This is a genomic window from Pectobacterium aquaticum (genome assembly GCF_003382565.3).
Lineage (GTDB): Bacteria > Pseudomonadota > Gammaproteobacteria > Enterobacterales > Enterobacteriaceae > Pectobacterium > Pectobacterium aquaticum.
In genome coordinates this window covers 3,840,751-3,857,179 of the sequence record NZ_CP086253.1, presented here as the reverse complement: position 1 = coordinate 3,857,179, position 16,429 = coordinate 3,840,751, and the positions used below count along the sequence as shown (strand labels likewise).

Here is a 16,429-nt window from a genome sequence, read left to right as displayed (position 1 = left end):
TTTTGCTGAAAGCAAAAGATAATAAATCCGATTTTCTGCGGGAATAGCTCAGTTGGTAGAGCACGACCTTGCCAAGGTCGGGGTCGCGAGTTCGAGTCTCGTTTCCCGCTCCAAAATTTTTTATCGTCTTCATACTCTCCCTCCCAATCTCATATCTGTCTTTTATTGCTTATAATGCTTTGTTTATCTTCATCAAACGTTCGAGATTTCCGCGCCGAAATGAAGCGGCTACCTACCTGATAATAGGTATATAGATAAAAATATACTGGCTCTACGAATATAGTTACTTCTCTTATTGTACTGATATGTTGGTATGGCGTTTATCACTGTTATCGACTAAATAAACTAAATTTAACAATAAGATATAGCCATAGCCACTTTTTATTAGTATCAGTAACATGTTAATTTAATTAGCTTATTAATAATAAGCGTGATTAATGTTATTCGGTATTGAAAGTTATTTTTTTCTAAAGTTTTTTTTAATTATGCCGTTTATTTGTTTCGGGTCTTATATCTAAAAATTATTTTTAGATATAATGAGTAACGTAAAAAGCTAATCAATGGATGATTCATGAAACAAAAATTACTTTCTCTGCCTTCGCTTATTATTGCTGCTGCTATTATTTTCCCTGCACAAGCCGCTACTGGCAGCATTACGAAATCAGAGTCGGCAAAAATTATTTTTATTCTTTCAACAGGAGAGGGGTTATCAGGGATAAGTGGTTTCTTCGCTAATTCAAGTAATTTCACCCCAGGTACGCTTAACAAGCCTAAAACGTTGACACAAGTAAGATATGAGATAGCGGCTTATCCTCAGTCTCTTACAGACTCTGTTCAATGATCTACGTTTTGACACTGGCGTAGGTCTACAAATTCGGCATGAGGTTACCGGTCATCCTGGCAATAATGTTCGGCCTTCTCGTCAAGAAAGTGTGACGTGGGATTATAGCTACTAATCTTTTGTTTGCATTCGTCTGTGGCGATAGTGCTGCTATTGCCACTTAATTTCGGCTAAAAATACAAAAGAGACATACACAATGAAAGTCAGCACGGCATCAACGGCTTATACCCAGACGACGAATTCAGAAAATACTATTAAAAAATCAAAAACATCATCGGCTTCACAAACGGCAAGCGCGCAAGGTCAAGCTTCCTCAACTTCCGGGCAAATTACACTCAGCGGTAAAGCGATTATGCTGTCCCGATTGTTTGGCGATTCGAATTCTGAGCCCTCAGTGCAAACGCAATTGACACAGGCCACCATGTCTTTGCCTTCCAGCCATTTTCTTACCCGTAGCGATCGTGAGATGCTCTCCGAACTCTATTCTCAAGCACAACAACAGAGCGTGGATTTGAGCTATGTTGATGATCTTGCTAGCGATCTAGGGAGTTATCGTATGTTCGGTGGTGTGATGGCGAATGTAAATGATGGAGGGATGTATGATGTGAATGGGCATGCACAACGTTTTCATTTCACTGATTCCGATAATGCGACGGCCACGCGAATTCTAACGGGACAAGGTCTATCATCTACGAGTTTGGATCAAGGGTTTCTGCGTTATCAGCTCGATCCTGGTTTTTCATTCAATCACCGTACAGATTTCGCGTTTCTTGAACAGGTGGTCAATAAATTTGGTTCGGACGCTCTTGAAGCGGGCCAATCTATTGATGCGAAATTCTCTACGTACACACATCAAGGGAAGGATAACTTTATTATCGAAACTTCCAGTGAGGCTGTGCTTTCTGTCGAAGAGCCGAATGTGCGTTCTGTAGATGGTGTTTTTATCATTACAGAGACTGGACGCAAAAATGGGTTTGAGATGGTTAATGGAGAACCTGTTCAGCGCCTTGTCGAAGGTGCTCATTCTATTATCGATATCCTACGTTCCGCTGAAACCAGTGAGGCAAGTATTCGACGCTGGTGGCTGAATTTTTTGCAATAGCGTTAGCGTGAATCTTAGGATAATTATATAAAGAGTATCTTTATTCGTTGGAAACTCATGAGTGGGTTAACCAACGATGGAGAAAGCACAAACAGTAGGATAATTCGACCACTGTGATGCTTTCGGGGATCAGAAAAGAGGCAAGGATGTCTGATGAAAGAGTAACGGACCTGATCTGTTTACAAGGTATTTCACACACCTACAGTACCGGAGCTTCCTCTCAAGCGGTGCTGCACGATATTTCACTGTCCATTCCTGCCGGGCAAAGCTGTGCGATTGTGGGCGCATCGGGTTCTGGCAAAAGTACCTTGCTCAATATCATCGGTTTACTCGATCAGCCCGTATCTGGGCGTTTATTACTTGCTGGGCAAGATATGTCTCAGGCGAGTGCCGATGACCGTGCGATCGTGCGTAATCAAGTCATTGGTTTTGTCTTCCAGAGTTTTAATTTACTGCCGCGTCTGGACCGAAAAACAATCTGCTTCCCACGCTCGATTGAATTGCATGAAAAATTCATCAGTTCCTTCATCGAGAATTACATGTTCTACTAATTGGATGCATCACCAATTTTTTCTCAACGACATTGCCAGCAATATCGGGATCGCTGACGCCCCGCATTCACGATCGTTTTCAGGTGCTCAAACCTGCATCTTGAGGTTTATTGGGTATAGTTGGTAAAACTGTAACTGGTTTAGATAAATATAATTTTTGTGTCAATTATTAACTTTGATATTTTTAATTTTTTTTGTTTGGATGTTTTTTGACAATTATTTTCTATGTGATATAAATAAATTTATTTTTTCATTTAAGGGAATGCTATGAAAACTATCAAGGCTGCTTCAGTTATTGCTTTACTCTCATTATCTTCTTTTTTCTTATCGAATTCTGCACATGCTATTAGTGGTGCTTACACTGCGGCACCTATGGCAAGCATGGATGTTCACTCTGCAAATTTTTGGAACCAATTTAATTTTCCAATATCATCGAGCATACTTCCACCATCAAATGCTAAGGTAACTCGCATTTACTGGAATTATGCGCTAGGACAGCTTCAGGTCGGGAATAAAGGGACGTTAATCGTTTATTTATGTCAAGGTAATACTTCTACTTGTTTTGATATATCGAACATGAACTCGGGTTCTACCGAGGTGTTTCGAGACAAGCCTGCAACGACACCATTCTTTTTGTACTATCGTGTGAATAGTCGTTCAACTATCGGATCTATTTATGGGTCAGGAACAACTCAGGTAACGGTAAATTGGCAAAATAATCAATAAACAGCAATCGTAAGCTATACCCTAAATAATTCGAGTTTCAGGCAGGCGGCAAGAGAAGGAATACCGATGAGCTTACTTAGGTAAGTGATTCGGGTGAGTGAACGCAGCCAACGCATATGCAATTTGAAGTATGACGAATATAGGCTACTGTAAAATATAGTGTGATTTTGGGAGATATAAAAGTGTTATCAAAAATTGAGCTAACATCAGGCATCCTTTCTACTACTGGCTCTGAAAAGCGAAATCCCCCCCTAATTGATAATGAAGGTGAAGTTAATCAATCAATTGTCTCAACATTTAGCACCAAGGTGTCGCTTTCATCTCAGGCACAGCAGCAGGCTACACTCCCTGATTCAATCTTTAGCAAGTACCAAGAACTGCGTAGCCGTACCGATCAGAATGAAGTTGATTCTTACATTAAAGAGGCCTACGCAACACCGCGTCATTCAGGAGAGTTAATTTCTCTTGAGCATTATCCTGATATAGTTAACTCCTATACGGGGGAGAAAGTAACACCTGAATCGGCTGCTAAATTTGCTGAATGGGATCAAGCCGTATTAGCGGAAACAACGCGTATATATCATGATGAGCGAGCGAAGGGTTCTTCATCTTCAGATATTTATTTAAAAATTCAGACGCATATGAGCCAGCAACCAGAACATTTTCTAAGAAAGATAAATTGGCCGAACTAAGAAGGGTAGTTTATTACTCAAAGAGTTTTATACCCATAATAGGTTAAGTTGCATGCGTTGGCTCGTCATTCTATACACTGGTGTGCGTCTCCGACGCTTTGCGTTGTTCAAAACGCTAACATTTGATCCTAAAACTCGAAATTTTTAGGGTATATAGGATGAATATTTCGGCAATACAGAGTAATAAGAGAGGTAGCTAAATTATTGTGTCGAGTGCTTTTCCTAAAGCACAAACAGTAGGATAATTCGACCACTGTGATGCTTTCGGGGATCAGTAAAGAGGCAAGGATGTCTGATGAAAGAGTAACGGATCTGATCTGTTTACAAGGTATTTCACACACCTACAGTACCGGAGCTTCCTCTCAAGCGGTGCTGCACGATATTTCACTGTCCATTCCTGCCGGGCAAAGCTGTGCGATTGTGGGCGCATCGGGTTCTGGCAAAAGTACCTTGCTCAATATCATCGGTTTACTCGATCAGCCCGTATCTGGGCGTTTATTACTTGCTGGGCAAGATATGTCTCAGGCGAGTGCCGATGACCGTGCGATCGTGCGTAATCAAGTCATTGGTTTTGTCTTCCAGAGTTTTAATTTACTGCCGCGTCTGGATGCGTTGGATAACGTCGCGCTTCCCCTGACCTATCGTGGCGTCTCGCGGCAGGCCGCCCGGCAAGCTGCTCAAGTACAGCTGGCGCGTGTTGGCCTTGCAGAACGAACCCACCATAGGCCAGCCGACCTCTCTGGCGGCCAGCGCCAGAGGGTGGCAATTGCGCGAGCACTGGTTGGTGAACCCGCACTTTTGCTGGCGGATGAACCGACTGGCAATCTCGATAGCCAAACGGCCGATGACATCATCACGCTATTGCTGGCATTGAACCGCGAACAGGGGACGACGCTCGTGATGGTGACGCATGATAAAGGCATGGCTTGCCGTATGACCCGACGCATTCAGGTACAAGATGGTCGAATCTATGAGGTGAATCATGTCTGATTCTCGTTCACGGATGGAAGATCGTCAGGTGCGCCGATACCACTATGGCCCTTCACTGCAACAGCGTCTGCTCGAGCCGTTGAACAGCCTTATTCTTCTTGGGCGGCGTGCTGTTCTGGCTCTACTGGGGATTGCGGTTGGATGTGGATCGGTTGTCGCTTTGCTTAACATCGGACACAACGCAGAAGCCGAAGCCATGGGCGTATTCCGAGGCATGGGCAGTGACCTGCTGGTTGCCTCCGTTCAGAACCGGGTGGGGAGTCATGCAATTGGCTCGGCTCCCGCTGACCTCGATATCCCCGCGTTGCGACAAAATCTGCCTGATATCAAGGCGGCAACCGCGTTAATTGTTACTTCCACCGAGGCTCGGCTGCGCGGCCGTTCACTCAGCACTATGGTGGTGGGGAGCAGAGCGGAATTGTCGGACGTATTAGCGCTGAAGCTTGCGCAGGGCCGCTACCTGAGTGACTTCGATGAGCAAAGTACCTACATCGTGTTGGGGGCGAATGTTGCGGAACAGTGGGCATCGCAGGGTGGCGTAGCCGCCTTGGGTGAGCGCGTGCAGGTGAGTAGATACTTGTTTGAGATTGTGGGAATCCTTCAGCCACAGGGACACAACCCTCTGGTTCCCATCTCAGTTGATGACTCTATTCTGATGCCTATCTCAGGTATGCGCCGTGTCATGCCTGCGCCACAAATCGTCAGCGTGATTGCACGCAGCAGCAGCAGCGATACGCTGATGCAAACGGGAGCGCAGTTAAAGGATTATTTGTCCCCCCTGATGCCGAAACTTGATATCGGTGTACAAATCCCACAGCAGCTACTGGAGGGAATGGCGCAACAGTCCCGCATGTTTTCATGGCTGCTGGCGGGGCTGGGAGGGATTTCCTTGCTGGTGGGTGGGGTAGGAGTAATGAACGTCATGGTGATGAACGTGTCTGAACGCCGTCGTGAAATCGGTGTTCGTATGGCGCTGGGCGCGCGACCGCGCGATATTGCGGGGCTGTTTTTGCTGGAGGCTGTTGTGTTGTCCGCTTGTGGAGCCCTAATCGGTGCGGTGTGTGGCGTTGCGGCGGCGTGGCTGTTTGTCTTTTTTTCAGACTGGTCAGCCTTTTCACTTTCGGTATTGTCACTTCCCCTTGGCATTGGCAGTTCATTGGCGATTGGTCTGTTTTTTGGGCTTAACCCAGCAATGACTGCGGCTCGGCTCGAACCTGTGCAGGCGCTACGCGATGCGTAAATCTATCCTGTGTTTACTGATTTTGTTTTCAGCCCATCAAGGGTATGCAGAAACGGATTTGACTCCTTCTCAGGCGACGCGACAGGGTCTGGCGACAGTCAGTACATCTCTGAATGCACAAACTATCGATCTCACGCTGAGCGATGCGATTTATCTTGGATTGCGTGACAACCGTGCGATCCGTAGCGCCTATCTGGATCGTGTTGCGCAGAAATTTGATCTTCGTGTTGCGGAGGATCGTTTTACTCCCAAACTATCGCTGACGGGCAGCTACCTTTCCAATCGTAACCAAAGCGATCGTTATCGGCAGGGCAATTTAACGCCGACGTCGACACTGCTCACGCCGTATGGCACCCGTTTTAGCCTTGGTTGGACCTACCGCCACACGCAGGCTGATAGCGCGGGGCTGTCACGTAACGATGGTGCCAACATCACGGTGATTCAGCCTTTGCTTCGCGGTGCCGGTAAAGATGTCACGACTGCCCCCGTTCATATTGCACAGCTGACTGAGCAGTTAAATCGTTTGACGCTGAAATCCACTGTTTCACAGACGATTACCCAGATTATCGCCGCCTATCGGGAACTGCTGCGCTCGCAGGAGCAACTGCAAATCGCTCGTGATGCGCTGACACGAGCACGCGAACTGGTTGAGGTCAACCGTGCGATGATTGCCGCAGGGCGCATGGCTGAATTTGAAATTGTGCAAACCGAAGCGGAAGTTGCCACACAGGAGCTGGCGCATGAGGAAGCCAGAAACCAGCTGGATACTGCGCGCCTTGCATTGCTGCAACTTCTGGCACTGGATCTAAATACGCTGGTTGTGGCAACGGAATCGATGCAGGCACAGCGCGTTGATGTCAACGCCGCACAGGCATTGAAACAGGCCGAAGCCTCCCGACCGGCTTATCTCGCCCAGCTCATCGCTAATGAGCAGGCTGCACTCGGTCTGGCGGTGGCACGTAACGATCGCCTGTGGGATATCTCGCTAATCGGGGGCGCGAGTCAGGTGCGCGACCGCGCAGCACAGAGCAGTACCTCACGAACCTGGGAGAATTATGTTGGTGTGCAGGTGGAGATCCCTATCGGCGATCTGAGTACCCGTCAGGCGGAGGTGCAAGCGCGAGTCAATGTGCGTAACCAGCATATTCAACTGGATGAAGTCAGGCAGCAGCTTGAACGCGATGTTACCAATGCGGTGCGTGATATCGGTACGCGCTGGCGGCAGTTCGAGATCTCCCAACGCGCGCGGGATTTATCGCGCCGCAAGCTGGACATTGAACGAGAAAAGCTCACGGTTGGGCGTTCCAGTAACTTTCAGGTGCTGAGCTTCGAGAACGATTTACGCAACGCTGAAAACGCCCGTCTCAATGCGCTGATTGGCTACCTCAATGCGCAAGCTGAACTGGATGAGACGCTGGGCACAACATTACAAAGCTGGGATATCGCACTCAATGATTAGGCATCACTTTTGGTCTCGACTGCGTCGGCGTCACCTTATTGTATTGCTGTTGATTGTGGCGTTCGGCATGCTCACTTGGCTGCTGGCAGGGCGCGCGAATGAACAGGAAAGCGCGCTTCAGGGGCAATGGTTACCTGTCCAACCCCAATTATTGGAGAATCAATTAGGATTGGTTGGACGCATTCAGGCCGCGAAGCAGACAACGCTGGCGGCTCCTTTTGAAGGCATTATCCGCGAGGTACTGGTGCGTGAGGGCCAACGAGTTGAGCAAGGGCAAACGTTACTAATACTGGACCCTGGGCAAATTGAGATTCAGTTACGTCAAGCGCAGGCCGAATTGCTCAAGACGCAGCGCGAGGTACAATTGCTCAGGCAGTGGGAGCAAAGTGCTGAGGTATCACGTGCGCGGCGTGCGGTAAGCTCAGCTCGGTCTACTTTTAGCAATACGCAAGCCAATCTTCGGGATACACAGGCGTTGTTCGAGCGTGGCATCGTCGCGCGTATGGAGGTTGATACGTTAAAGCAGCAAATTCGTTCGCAGGAGCAGGATCTGATTGCAGCACAAGAGGAGTTGCGAACGGTGCTGGCGCGTGGGAACGGTGAGGATCGTAAGATTGCGGAGATGGAGTTGACCAACGCACAGGTGCGCTATCAGACGCTGGCTACTCAGGTTGAACGGCAGACCGTCAAGGCACCGTTTAGCGGTTTTGTGGTACGCCCGGCTACGCCTGATAACGGCAAACCAGTGGTTATCCAATCTGGTTTGCTGGTCAGCCAGGGAGCGTCGCTGTTTGGCGTCATTGCTCAGGACCGTTTTCAGGTGGCGACTCGGGTAGAGGAAACGGATCTGCATCAACTGCAAGAGGGGATGACGGTTAACGTCACAGGGGATGGGTTTGCCGGACAGACCCTGACGGGAAAGGTTGCTTCGATTGATATGCAGGCTGATGCTGCTGAGATGTCAGGCAGTGGTGCTTACTATGATGTGGTGGTGTCACTTGATACGCCGTTGGCAGATTTAAGGCAAAATATTCGACTGGGGATGAGCGCACGGCTGGCTATTATTGTCTATCGCAATGAGCACGGTATCGCGGTGCCTGCACAGGCTCTGCATACCGATGAGAATGGTCATGTCTATGTGATTTACCGTCCGACTGCTGACACACCACCAAAGAAAATCAACGTGACGTTAGGGAAAACGGTGGCACAGGGCGTAGAAATTTCCGGGCTGGAGGCGGGTGAAGTACAGATTCCTTAATTATTGATTTAGGCATGTGCGTGTGCCAAACACGAGAAACGATAATTGCGAGTATGTCGGTTTCTATTTTTTGACCCAGAAGTGGGTATTAGGGGCGCCAGCACATGATTGCCGTTTATTTCCCCTGAACACCCGCCTCGAAAATTAGCGACTGTAGGATTATTGATTGGGCTTATTCAGCCTTTCCTGTAGTGGCTGTATTGCTTCCTATTGGAATATTACGTGGTAAAAGCAGGTCGAACAGATTGTTCAGCGGGTTCGCATTTTTCCCTGGCTCGCCGGTCACAAAGTTGTAATCCATTTTGATTAGATGTTTGAGTCGAGACTCGTAGTTGGCGGGAGCCTGCACCTGTTCGATTAGCGGCAAGCCTTCATAGTGTTCCAGAACAAGTTTGAAGAACTCGGTTTGTTTAAATTCCCCTCGATTCCATTCTTGCTTGCTTTGCGCTACGACTCGATGGCTCCAGGCGCTTTCTATTTCATTTGATTCATGCAGTGCTGCTCTGCGCTCGTTGACGGTAAAAGTATTGCTATCATCGTAAATAATGAGTGAGAGCTGATCGCGGGAGAGTCCTTTAAAGGGGTTTGAGCCATGACCGTTAGCGAAGTCATTAGCTTGCTTTGCGCGAGCAAGTAATTGCGGGTCGTCAGTATCCGGTAATTCTTCAGCTAGCGCTTTTCGGCGGCTTTCATAGCTGCTACCAGCCAGTTCCTCAATGACTGAATGTGCATATGACGCCAGTTTTCCACGGCTATTGCTGCTATCCCTTGCTTCTGCGCGTGTTGCGGCATCACTTAACTGTCGTGCAAGCGACGATACGCTGCTTTTATCTTTTGTTGTTGATTCATTTGAGGATACGGATGACGTCGTTTTGTTCGACGTGTTGCCTGTTACCGCAGATGAGTTTGTTTTTGCCGTGTCTCTAACATCAATGCTTTTGGTGGCGGGAAGGTTATTTAAATTAATCATCTTCAGGTTTCCAGGTAGCAGGCTGATATCTGAAGGATAAGCCACGCTAAAAGGTGGCTTATCCAATTTACTCATGTAAATGCTTCACCTGAGTGGTTCTATCTCATGGTGATTTCAACATCTGAATCATAAGTTGTGACACTGGCATAAGTGACTCGCAGATCGCATCGAGCACCGTTGCTTGGCGTTGTACTCTTCGTCCACTGTGGGATTTTATTCCCCAGAACGTATTTTACACTATAGGTCATATCAAATTGACAGACTTTAGTTCCAATCTTGTAGCGAACGTGCATTGAACTCACGTCGAAACCGCGATATGGGTATTGGTATAAAATCGGCAATTTATTTAAATAACTTTAATTTTTTTGTGGGAGATTTAAATATCTAGCTAACTTAAGTGAATATATCCAATTCCAGTTATTTTTTGTTTTAATATTATTTCCATTAAATTATATTCATTGCTAATAGTTTAATACTGTTTATTCTGAATGAGCTGAATTTTAGAGCCCTTTCTCATGGCGTTATAGCGGGAAAATATGGTGTGACAAACATGTCACCGGAGCGTAATAGCTGGAGAGTTTTTCTGTAGGTTATCCATATTATTCATCGCGCTACCCCACATCATTTGAGTGATGACAACGTTTGTAAACCACCACCCGATCTGTCTGGAAAAGCGTTTATCCCTGATTTCGCCCTGATACCCGTCATACTTCAAGCGGCATGTACATTGGCTACGATATTCGACACGCATGCGTGTGTGTCTCCTTCTCCCTAGCCCGCCAACGCGTTGCGTTGTTCAAAATGTTAACGTTTTGTCCTGAAACTCGAATAGCTAGTCGGTATTACTTATTGATTCGATAAAGACAACGGATTGGTGATAGCGATCACGTTTCTGTACTTTAGCCACATGCGAAAACACATGAGGATAAAGTGATGTCAGTAATCAATACCCAAGTTAAACCATTCAAAAACATGGCTTTCAAAGACGGTCAATTCATTGAAGTGACTGAGAAGAACATCGAAGGCAAATGGAGCGTGTTCTTCTTCTATCCGGCTGACTTTACGTTTGTCTGCCCGACCGAACTGGGTGATGTCGCTGACCACTACGACGAATTCCAAGAGCGTGGCGTGGAAATCTACTCTGTTTCCACCGATACCCACTTCACGCACAAAGCGTGGCACAGCAGCTCTGAAACCATTGGCAAAATCAAATACACCATGATCGGTGACCCAACGGGCCAGCTGACGCGTAACTTTGAAAACATGCGCGAAGCAGAAGGTCTGGCCGATCGCGGTACGTTCATCGTTGACCCACAGGGCATCATCCAGGCGGTAGAAATCACGGCGGAAGGTATTGGCCGCGATGCCTCTGACCTGCTGCGTAAAGTGAAAGCGGCGCAGTACGTGGCGTCTCACCCAGGCGAAGTGTGCCCAGCCAAGTGGAAAGAAGGCGAGGCTACGCTGGCACCGTCTCTGGATCTGGTTGGCAAAATCTAAGCTAACACCTCGGAAAACATAACTGTAGAAAACATGGCCTTTTTTGTCGGGTGCGTTGCACCCGATTTTTCTGGCCCGGCTTTTGGGGCCAGCACCCTGCACGATTTTGCCTTTGTACCTACTTGCCTAATTAAGGACGACCAATGCTCGACAATACGATGAAAGTCCAGTTGAAAGCCTATCTGGAAAAATTAACCAAACCTGTTGAGTTGATTGCGACTCTGGATGACTCTGCTAAATCTACCGAAGTCAGAACCCTGCTGGCTGAGATTGCCGAGCTGTCCGATCGGGTAAGTTTTATTGAAAAGAATGATTTGGCAGTACGTAAGCCTTCATTCCTGATTACCAATCCAGATTCCCAAAGTGGCCCGCGTTTTGCCGGTGCGCCAATGGGACACGAATTTACCTCCCTGATTCTGGCGTTATTGCAGGTGGGCGGTCATCCGTCGAAAGAAGCGAAAGAATTACTCGATCAAATCCGCCATCTCGACGGTTCATTCCACTTTGAAACCTATTACTCACTGTCCTGCCACAACTGCCCGGACGTGGTGCAGGCGCTGAATTTAATGGCGGTCTTGAATCCAAATATCACCCATACCGCGATTGATGGTGGTGTGTTCCAGGATGAGATCCAAAGCCGTAATGTGATGGGCGTTCCGACCGTTTTCCTGAATGGCGAGCACTTCAGTCAGGGGCGGACGAGCCTGGCTGAGATTGTGACGAAAATCGATACTGGCGCGGGCGCTAAACAGGTTGAGAAGCTGAATCAGCGTGACGTCTATGATGTATTAATCATCGGTAGCGGCCCAGCGGGGGCCGCCGCTGCGGTTTATTCGGCGCGTAAAGGCATTCGTACCGGGTTGGTCGGTGAGCGTTTTGGCGGTCAGGTATTGGATACCGTTGATATCGAAAACTATATTTCCGTGCCGAAAACGGAAGGTGCCAAACTGGCGACGGCGCTGAAGAGTCATGTTGATGACTACGATGTCGACGTGATCGACGCGCAGAGCGCAGAAGCCTTAATTCCTGGTGGCGAACCGGGTAAACCGCATCAGGTGATTACCGTATCCGGTGCGACGCTAAAAGCGCGCAGTGTGATCATTGCGACCGGCGCGCGCTGGAGAAACATGAATGTACCCGGTGAAGATCAGTACCGTACGCGCGGCGTAACATACTGTCCGCACTGTGATGGCCCGCTGTTTAAAGGCAAGCACGTCGCGGTGATTGGCGGCGGAAACTCCGGTGTCGAAGCGGCTATCGATCTGGCTGGCGTGGTGAAACATGTTACGTTGCTTGAGTTTGCTCCAGAACTGAAAGCGGATTCTGTATTACAGGAAAAAGTGCGTAGCTTGCCGAATGTTGACATCATTCTGAATGCGCAGACCACAGAAGTGAAAGGCGATGGGCAGAAGGTGACGGGGCTGAGCTATAAAGATCGTCTTACCGATACGGTACACGATTTAGCGCTGGAAGGGATCTTCGTACAAATTGGCCTGTTGCCTAACACCCACTGGCTGGAAGGTACGGTAGCCAGAAACCGCATCGGTGAAATTGAGATCGATGCTAAGTGCGAAACCAGCGTGAAAGGGATCTTTGCTGCCGGTGACTGTACGACGGTGCCGTATAAGCAGATCATTATCGCGACGGGTGAAGGAGCAAAAGCGTCCTTGAGCGCCTTCGATTACCTGATCAGAACCCGTGCATAACATCGGCCAGTTGAGGGCGAAGGTGAGCATATTTGCCATCCTTCTGCTTCTCTGACGACGATCTTAATGTTCTACGCGGTGATGCTTCATAGAAGTGTCGCCGCGTTTTTGCTTTGATCGTAAAATTTTTCTTTCGATCGTAAAAAGTAGATTTCAGCCCTTGCCAAAGGACAATAAGAAATTCATAATGCACGCCGCTTTGTGCTGTTGCCCGTTTTTTTACTGTCCACATAGCATCCTGTTTCGAGCGCAAGCGTTACCTCAAATCCACATCATTTTTTATCAGTTAATACAAAAAATAATATTCTTCTTAACAGACTTATCCACAGGCCGTCTGTTGGTTATTTATTAATCACGCTATATTGTTGATAAAATACTGTAGAGTATCTTATTGATATCTATTTATAAATTTTACTTATAAAACATTATCACTATCGCTTGTACTTTTTGTGACAGTTGATTGGCAACGGTTTTTTTTATTTATTCACAGCGCGTGCGACAAACTGATGACAACAGTTTTGAGCGGCTCACGCATCACGCGGTAATCCTTTCTCTACTGCACGAATAAGTCGTTTTTTCTGTGTGGACTGGACGTCAATTTCCAGTAACGCGCGACGTTCCAACTGCTGACGAATCGCCCAGTGGATATGTTCATCCAACAGTTCGCTTTCACCCAGACGGGCCTGCAGCGCCAGCACGATACTATCCTGATAGGGAGCATTCCCCAGTGCGACGGCAATATTGCGTAGCCAGCGGAGATGGCCGATGCGCCGGATCGGCGATCCTTCCGTAATGCGCAGAAATTTCTCTTCATTCCAGCCGAATAGCGTCAGCAGCTCTGGCGTATGCAGCGCGGCACGTGGGCTGAAATCCGCCTCGTCGGTAAGCTGTGAAAACCGATTCCACGGGCAAATCAGCTGGCAGTCATCGCAACCATAGATGCGATTGCCCATGAGCGGACGAAATTCTTCAGGAATCGGACCTTCCAATTCGATAGTCAGATAGGAAATACAGCGGCGGGCATCCACGGTGTAAGGGGCGACAATCGCGCCAGTTGGGCAGGTGGTCATGCAGGCGACGCATCGGCCGCACTGTTCTTCCTGTGGCCGATCGACGGGCAGGGGTAAATCGATCAGCAGTTCACCCAGAAAGAACCATGAACCGGCTTCTCTGTTCAGAATGAGTGAGTGTTTACCAACCCAGCCAAGCCCAGCTTTTGCAGCCAAAGGGCGTTCCATAATGGGGGCGGAATCGACAAAGGGACGAAAATTCAATTCACCGCAGTATTCCTGAATCTGGTCGCCGAGCTTTTTCAGACGCTGGCGCAGCAGCTTGTGGTAATCGCGACCCAGTGCATAGCGGCTAACGTAGCCGAGCTCTGGGTTCTTTAAGGTGCTGGCGAAGGCGGCTTTGGCGGGAAGATAATTCATACGTACGCTGATGACGCGCAGTGTCCCAGGCAGCAGCTCATGCGGACGCGCCCGCAGCATACCGTGGCGCGCCATCCAGTCCATTTCCCCGTGGTATTGCTTATCCAGCCAATCCTGAAGTCGAGGCTCTTCTGCGGACAAATCGGTGTCGCAGATGCCGACCTGCTGGAAGCCCAATGCCTGTCCCCATTGTTTGATGTGTTGCGCTAATTCGTTGAGATCGTAGGGGTATGACATGATGGGCCACAGAAATAAACAAGACGTGCTGATGTTACCATATTCGTGCCGCAGAGCCGATGCCTGCTGAGATGCGCGGAATGCTGGCGGTCGTTTAGGTTGCTTGCTAATTTTAAGTCATTGTAATGAAAAAATTGTAATGAAAACTAAGAGCAGATGATGACGGGTCACGACTGGAAGCGAGAGGATGAGTTGCCTGACTCGGTGTTTTACGCCGAGTGGGTGCGCCGTGAAGAAGCCAGAGCGGCCAGCGAGTTGGGGCTTTCGCTGTGGGAACTCATGCAGCGTGCGGGAGAAGCCGCATTTCAGGTGGCTCGCCAATGCTATCCCTCGGCTCGACGCTGGCGGGTGCTGGCTGGACACGGTAATAACGGCGGCGATGCATATGTGGTCGCCAGTTTGGCGCTGGCGGCGGGCATTAAGGTCGATGTCGTTGCTTGCGCCAGTGATAAGCCGCTGCCTGACGAGGCTCATCTTGCCCGGCAGCGCTGGCTGGAGCAGGGTGGCCGTCTTCAAGAAGTTAGTGCGCAGGATGGCGATATGTCGTGGCCGGACGGGATCGATCTCATTGTGGATGGTCTGTTAGGAACCGGCCTGTCCGCTGCACCGCGCGCGCCTTATACGGCGTTAATGACGCAGGCGAATGCCTATCCCGCTCCCATTATTTCACTGGATATTCCCTCTGGCTTACATGCCGAAACTGGCGCTTGTGCGGGCGTAACGATCGGTGCGGCGCAGACGGTGACGTTTATCGCGCTGAAACCGGGACTACTGACCGGTCGCGCCCGTGAGCACGTCGGAACATTACATTATCATTCGTTAGGATTGCAGGCGTGGCTGGACTCTCAAACCGCGCCGATACGGCGGCTGACCGCAGCGCAACTTCCCGGGTGGTTGACGCCTCGTCCGGCTGGACAGCATAAAGGGGATAACGGCAGGCTGCTGGTGGTAGGTGGCAACGCTGGCTTAGGTGGTGCGGTATTGATGGCTGCTGATGCGGCGTTACACAGCGGTGCAGGGCTAGTGCGAGTACTTACTCACAAACAGTATCAGTCGGCGTTTTTGACGGCTCGGCCTGAGCTGATGGTGCAAGAATTGACGACAGAGACGCTGCGGCAGGGGCTGGAATGGGCCGATGTCGTGGTGATTGGACCTGGTTTAGGGCAGGATGACTGGGGTAAAAGCGCACTGCGTCTGGCAGAAAATTGTAACAAACCCATGTTATGGGATGCGGATGCGCTTAACCTGCTGGCAATCAATCCGCATAAGCGGCAGAATCGCGTGCTGACACCTCACCCCGGCGAGGCGGCACGCTTATTGAATTGCCGCGTCTCGGATATTGAAAGTGATCGCTTACTTGCGGCCACAAGGTTGGTAAAACGTTATGGTGGTGTTGTCGTATTGAAAGGTGCGGGAACGGTGATTGCCAGCGAGCAAGACGAGATTGCCATTGCTGATGTGGGAAACCCCGGCATGGCGACAGGTGGCATGGGGGATGTGCTGTCGGGTATCGTTGGCGGTTTGCTGGCGCAAAAGCTCTCGCTGTATGATGCTGCCTGTGCAGGGTGTGTCGTACATGGTGCGGCGGCTGATTGGCTGGCAGCGCGACGCGGCACCCGAGGTATGCTGGCAACCGATTTATTGCCTGTGTTGTTCCGATATGTGAATCCCGAGCGGATGTTTCTAGAGCCGATGTTTTTAGAACCGATGTTTTTAGAACAATAGATAGA

The 16,429-nt window shown here is 49.0% G+C and carries 15 protein-coding genes, 1 tRNA gene and 1 pseudogene; 14 read left to right on the top strand and 3 right to left on the bottom strand.

From position 1 onward, the window contains the following. Window positions 1–37: 37 nt before the first annotated feature. The 11 genes and pseudogenes from DMB82_RS17825 to DMB82_RS17780 all read left to right on the top strand — a co-directional run bounded on the left by DMB82_RS17825 (window position 38) and on the right by DMB82_RS17780 (window position 8,859). Window positions 38–113 (top strand) — tRNA-Gly (locus DMB82_RS17825). A gap of 458 nt (window positions 114–571) precedes the next feature. Further along, window positions 572–841 (top strand): hypothetical protein, encoded by a 270-nt coding sequence (locus DMB82_RS17820; protein ID WP_116155364.1) that lies wholly within the window; start codon window positions 572–574, stop codon window positions 839–841. Window positions 842–1,037: 196 nt separating this feature from the next. Beyond that, on the top strand, window positions 1,038–1,943 hold the full coding sequence (locus tag DMB82_RS17815; RefSeq protein WP_116155365.1) for a hypothetical protein: 906 nt from the start codon (window positions 1,038–1,040) through the stop codon (window positions 1,941–1,943). Window positions 1,944–2,089: 146 nt separating this feature from the next. Beyond that, a pseudogene (locus DMB82_RS17810) lies at window positions 2,090–2,410 on the top strand (ATP-binding cassette domain-containing protein); the annotation flags it as partial. Further along, window positions 2,396–2,494 carry an IS1 family transposase gene (locus DMB82_RS20715; protein WP_420892633.1) on the top strand — a complete coding sequence of 33 codons (99 nt, stop codon included), beginning with the start codon at window positions 2,396–2,398 and terminating at the stop codon, window positions 2,492–2,494. The pseudogene DMB82_RS17810 and the gene DMB82_RS20715, both read left to right, overlap by 15 nt. Window positions 2,495–2,761: 267 nt before the next feature. Continuing rightward, window positions 2,762–3,220, top strand: coding sequence for a flagellar protein FlhE (locus DMB82_RS17805; RefSeq protein WP_116155366.1), 459 nt, complete (start codon window positions 2,762–2,764; stop codon window positions 3,218–3,220). Between the two features lie 182 nt (window positions 3,221–3,402). Further along, window positions 3,403–3,912, top strand: coding sequence for a hypothetical protein (locus tag DMB82_RS17800; RefSeq protein WP_116155367.1), 510 nt, complete (start codon window positions 3,403–3,405; stop codon window positions 3,910–3,912). A 288-nt stretch (window positions 3,913–4,200) separates the two neighbouring features. Next, window positions 4,201–4,902: an ABC transporter ATP-binding protein gene (locus DMB82_RS17795; protein ID WP_116163132.1), complete on the top strand. Its 702-nt coding sequence runs from the start codon at window positions 4,201–4,203 to the stop codon at window positions 4,900–4,902. Continuing rightward, on the top strand, window positions 4,895–6,142 hold the full coding sequence (locus tag DMB82_RS17790; protein ID WP_116163128.1) for an ABC transporter permease: 1,248 nt from the start codon (window positions 4,895–4,897) through the stop codon (window positions 6,140–6,142). Before DMB82_RS17795 ends, DMB82_RS17790 begins: the two co-directional genes overlap by 8 nt. Then, window positions 6,135–7,601 carry a TolC family protein gene (locus DMB82_RS17785; RefSeq protein WP_116163126.1) on the top strand — a complete coding sequence of 489 codons (1,467 nt, stop codon included), beginning with the start codon at window positions 6,135–6,137 and terminating at the stop codon, window positions 7,599–7,601. The genes DMB82_RS17790 and DMB82_RS17785 overlap by 8 nt, the downstream gene beginning before the upstream one ends. Beyond that, window positions 7,594–8,859: an HlyD family secretion protein gene (locus DMB82_RS17780; RefSeq protein ID WP_116163124.1), complete on the top strand. Its 1,266-nt coding sequence runs from the start codon at window positions 7,594–7,596 to the stop codon at window positions 8,857–8,859. Before DMB82_RS17785 ends, DMB82_RS17780 begins: the two co-directional genes overlap by 8 nt. Before the next feature lie 172 nt (window positions 8,860–9,031). Here DMB82_RS17780 and DMB82_RS17775 read toward each other — a convergent pair whose 3' ends face one another. Next, on the bottom strand, window positions 9,032–9,829 hold the full coding sequence (locus DMB82_RS17775; protein ID WP_116163156.1) for a hypothetical protein: 798 nt from the start codon (window positions 9,827–9,829) through the stop codon (window positions 9,032–9,034). A gap of 933 nt (window positions 9,830–10,762) precedes the next feature. On the opposite strand from DMB82_RS17775, the gene ahpC reads away from it, so the two are divergent. Both ahpC and ahpF read left to right on the top strand, forming a co-directional pair. Then, on the top strand, window positions 10,763–11,326 hold the full coding sequence (gene ahpC / locus DMB82_RS17770) for an alkyl hydroperoxide reductase subunit C (RefSeq protein WP_116163122.1): 564 nt from the start codon (window positions 10,763–10,765) through the stop codon (window positions 11,324–11,326). A gap of 143 nt (window positions 11,327–11,469) precedes the next feature. Then, window positions 11,470–13,032, top strand: a complete 1,563-nt coding sequence (gene ahpF, locus DMB82_RS17765; protein ID WP_102118535.1) for an alkyl hydroperoxide reductase subunit F — start codon at window positions 11,470–11,472, stop codon at window positions 13,030–13,032. On the opposite strand, the gene DMB82_RS17760 is transcribed toward ahpF, so the two are convergent. Beyond that, the gene (locus tag DMB82_RS17760; protein ID WP_116163120.1) at window positions 13,016–13,264 is read right to left on the bottom strand and encodes a hypothetical protein; all 249 of its coding nucleotides are present in this window, start codon (window positions 13,262–13,264) and stop codon (window positions 13,016–13,018) included. The two genes, ahpF and DMB82_RS17760, sit on opposite strands and share 17 nt — an antisense overlap. A 295-nt stretch (window positions 13,265–13,559) precedes the next feature. Beyond that, window positions 13,560–14,699, bottom strand: a complete 1,140-nt coding sequence (gene queG / locus DMB82_RS17755) for a tRNA epoxyqueuosine(34) reductase QueG (protein ID WP_095701973.1) — start codon at window positions 14,697–14,699, stop codon at window positions 13,560–13,562. A 156-nt stretch (window positions 14,700–14,855) separates the two neighbouring features. Here queG and nnr point away from each other — a divergent pair, with 156 nt between their 5' ends. Then, complete coding sequence (gene nnr, locus DMB82_RS17750; protein WP_116163118.1) at window positions 14,856–16,424, top strand: bifunctional ADP-dependent NAD(P)H-hydrate dehydratase/NAD(P)H-hydrate epimerase; 1,569 nt, start codon at window positions 14,856–14,858, stop codon at window positions 16,422–16,424. Window positions 16,425–16,429: the final 5 nt, after the last annotated feature.

Bases quoted from the DNA above. Each gene is read 5' to 3' on its own strand.
- DMB82_RS17785 (WP_116163126.1), top strand. From the start codon at position 6,135: ATGCGTAAATCTATCCTGTGTTTACTGATTTTGTTTTCAGCCCATCAA.
- DMB82_RS17820 (WP_116155364.1), top strand. From the start codon at position 572: ATGAAACAAAAATTACTTTCTCTGCCTTCGCTTATTATTGCTGCTGCT.
- DMB82_RS17775 (WP_116163156.1), bottom strand. From the start codon at position 9,829: ATGATTAATTTAAATAACCTTCCCGCCACCAAAAGCATTGATGTTAGA.
- ahpF (WP_102118535.1), top strand. From the start codon at position 11,470: ATGCTCGACAATACGATGAAAGTCCAGTTGAAAGCCTATCTGGAAAAA.
- DMB82_RS17780 (WP_116163124.1), top strand. From the start codon at position 7,594: ATGATTAGGCATCACTTTTGGTCTCGACTGCGTCGGCGTCACCTTATT.
- DMB82_RS17790 (WP_116163128.1), top strand. From the start codon at position 4,895: ATGTCTGATTCTCGTTCACGGATGGAAGATCGTCAGGTGCGCCGATAC.
- ahpC (WP_116163122.1), top strand. From the start codon at position 10,763: ATGTCAGTAATCAATACCCAAGTTAAACCATTCAAAAACATGGCTTTC.
- nnr (WP_116163118.1), top strand. From the start codon at position 14,856: ATGATGACGGGTCACGACTGGAAGCGAGAGGATGAGTTGCCTGACTCG.
- DMB82_RS17795 (WP_116163132.1), top strand. From the start codon at position 4,201: ATGTCTGATGAAAGAGTAACGGATCTGATCTGTTTACAAGGTATTTCA.
- queG (WP_095701973.1), bottom strand. From the start codon at position 14,699: ATGTCATACCCCTACGATCTCAACGAATTAGCGCAACACATCAAACAA.
- DMB82_RS17805 (WP_116155366.1), top strand. From the start codon at position 2,762: ATGAAAACTATCAAGGCTGCTTCAGTTATTGCTTTACTCTCATTATCT.
- DMB82_RS17815 (WP_116155365.1), top strand. From the start codon at position 1,038: ATGAAAGTCAGCACGGCATCAACGGCTTATACCCAGACGACGAATTCA.
- DMB82_RS17760 (WP_116163120.1), bottom strand. From the start codon at position 13,264: ATGTGGACAGTAAAAAAACGGGCAACAGCACAAAGCGGCGTGCATTAT.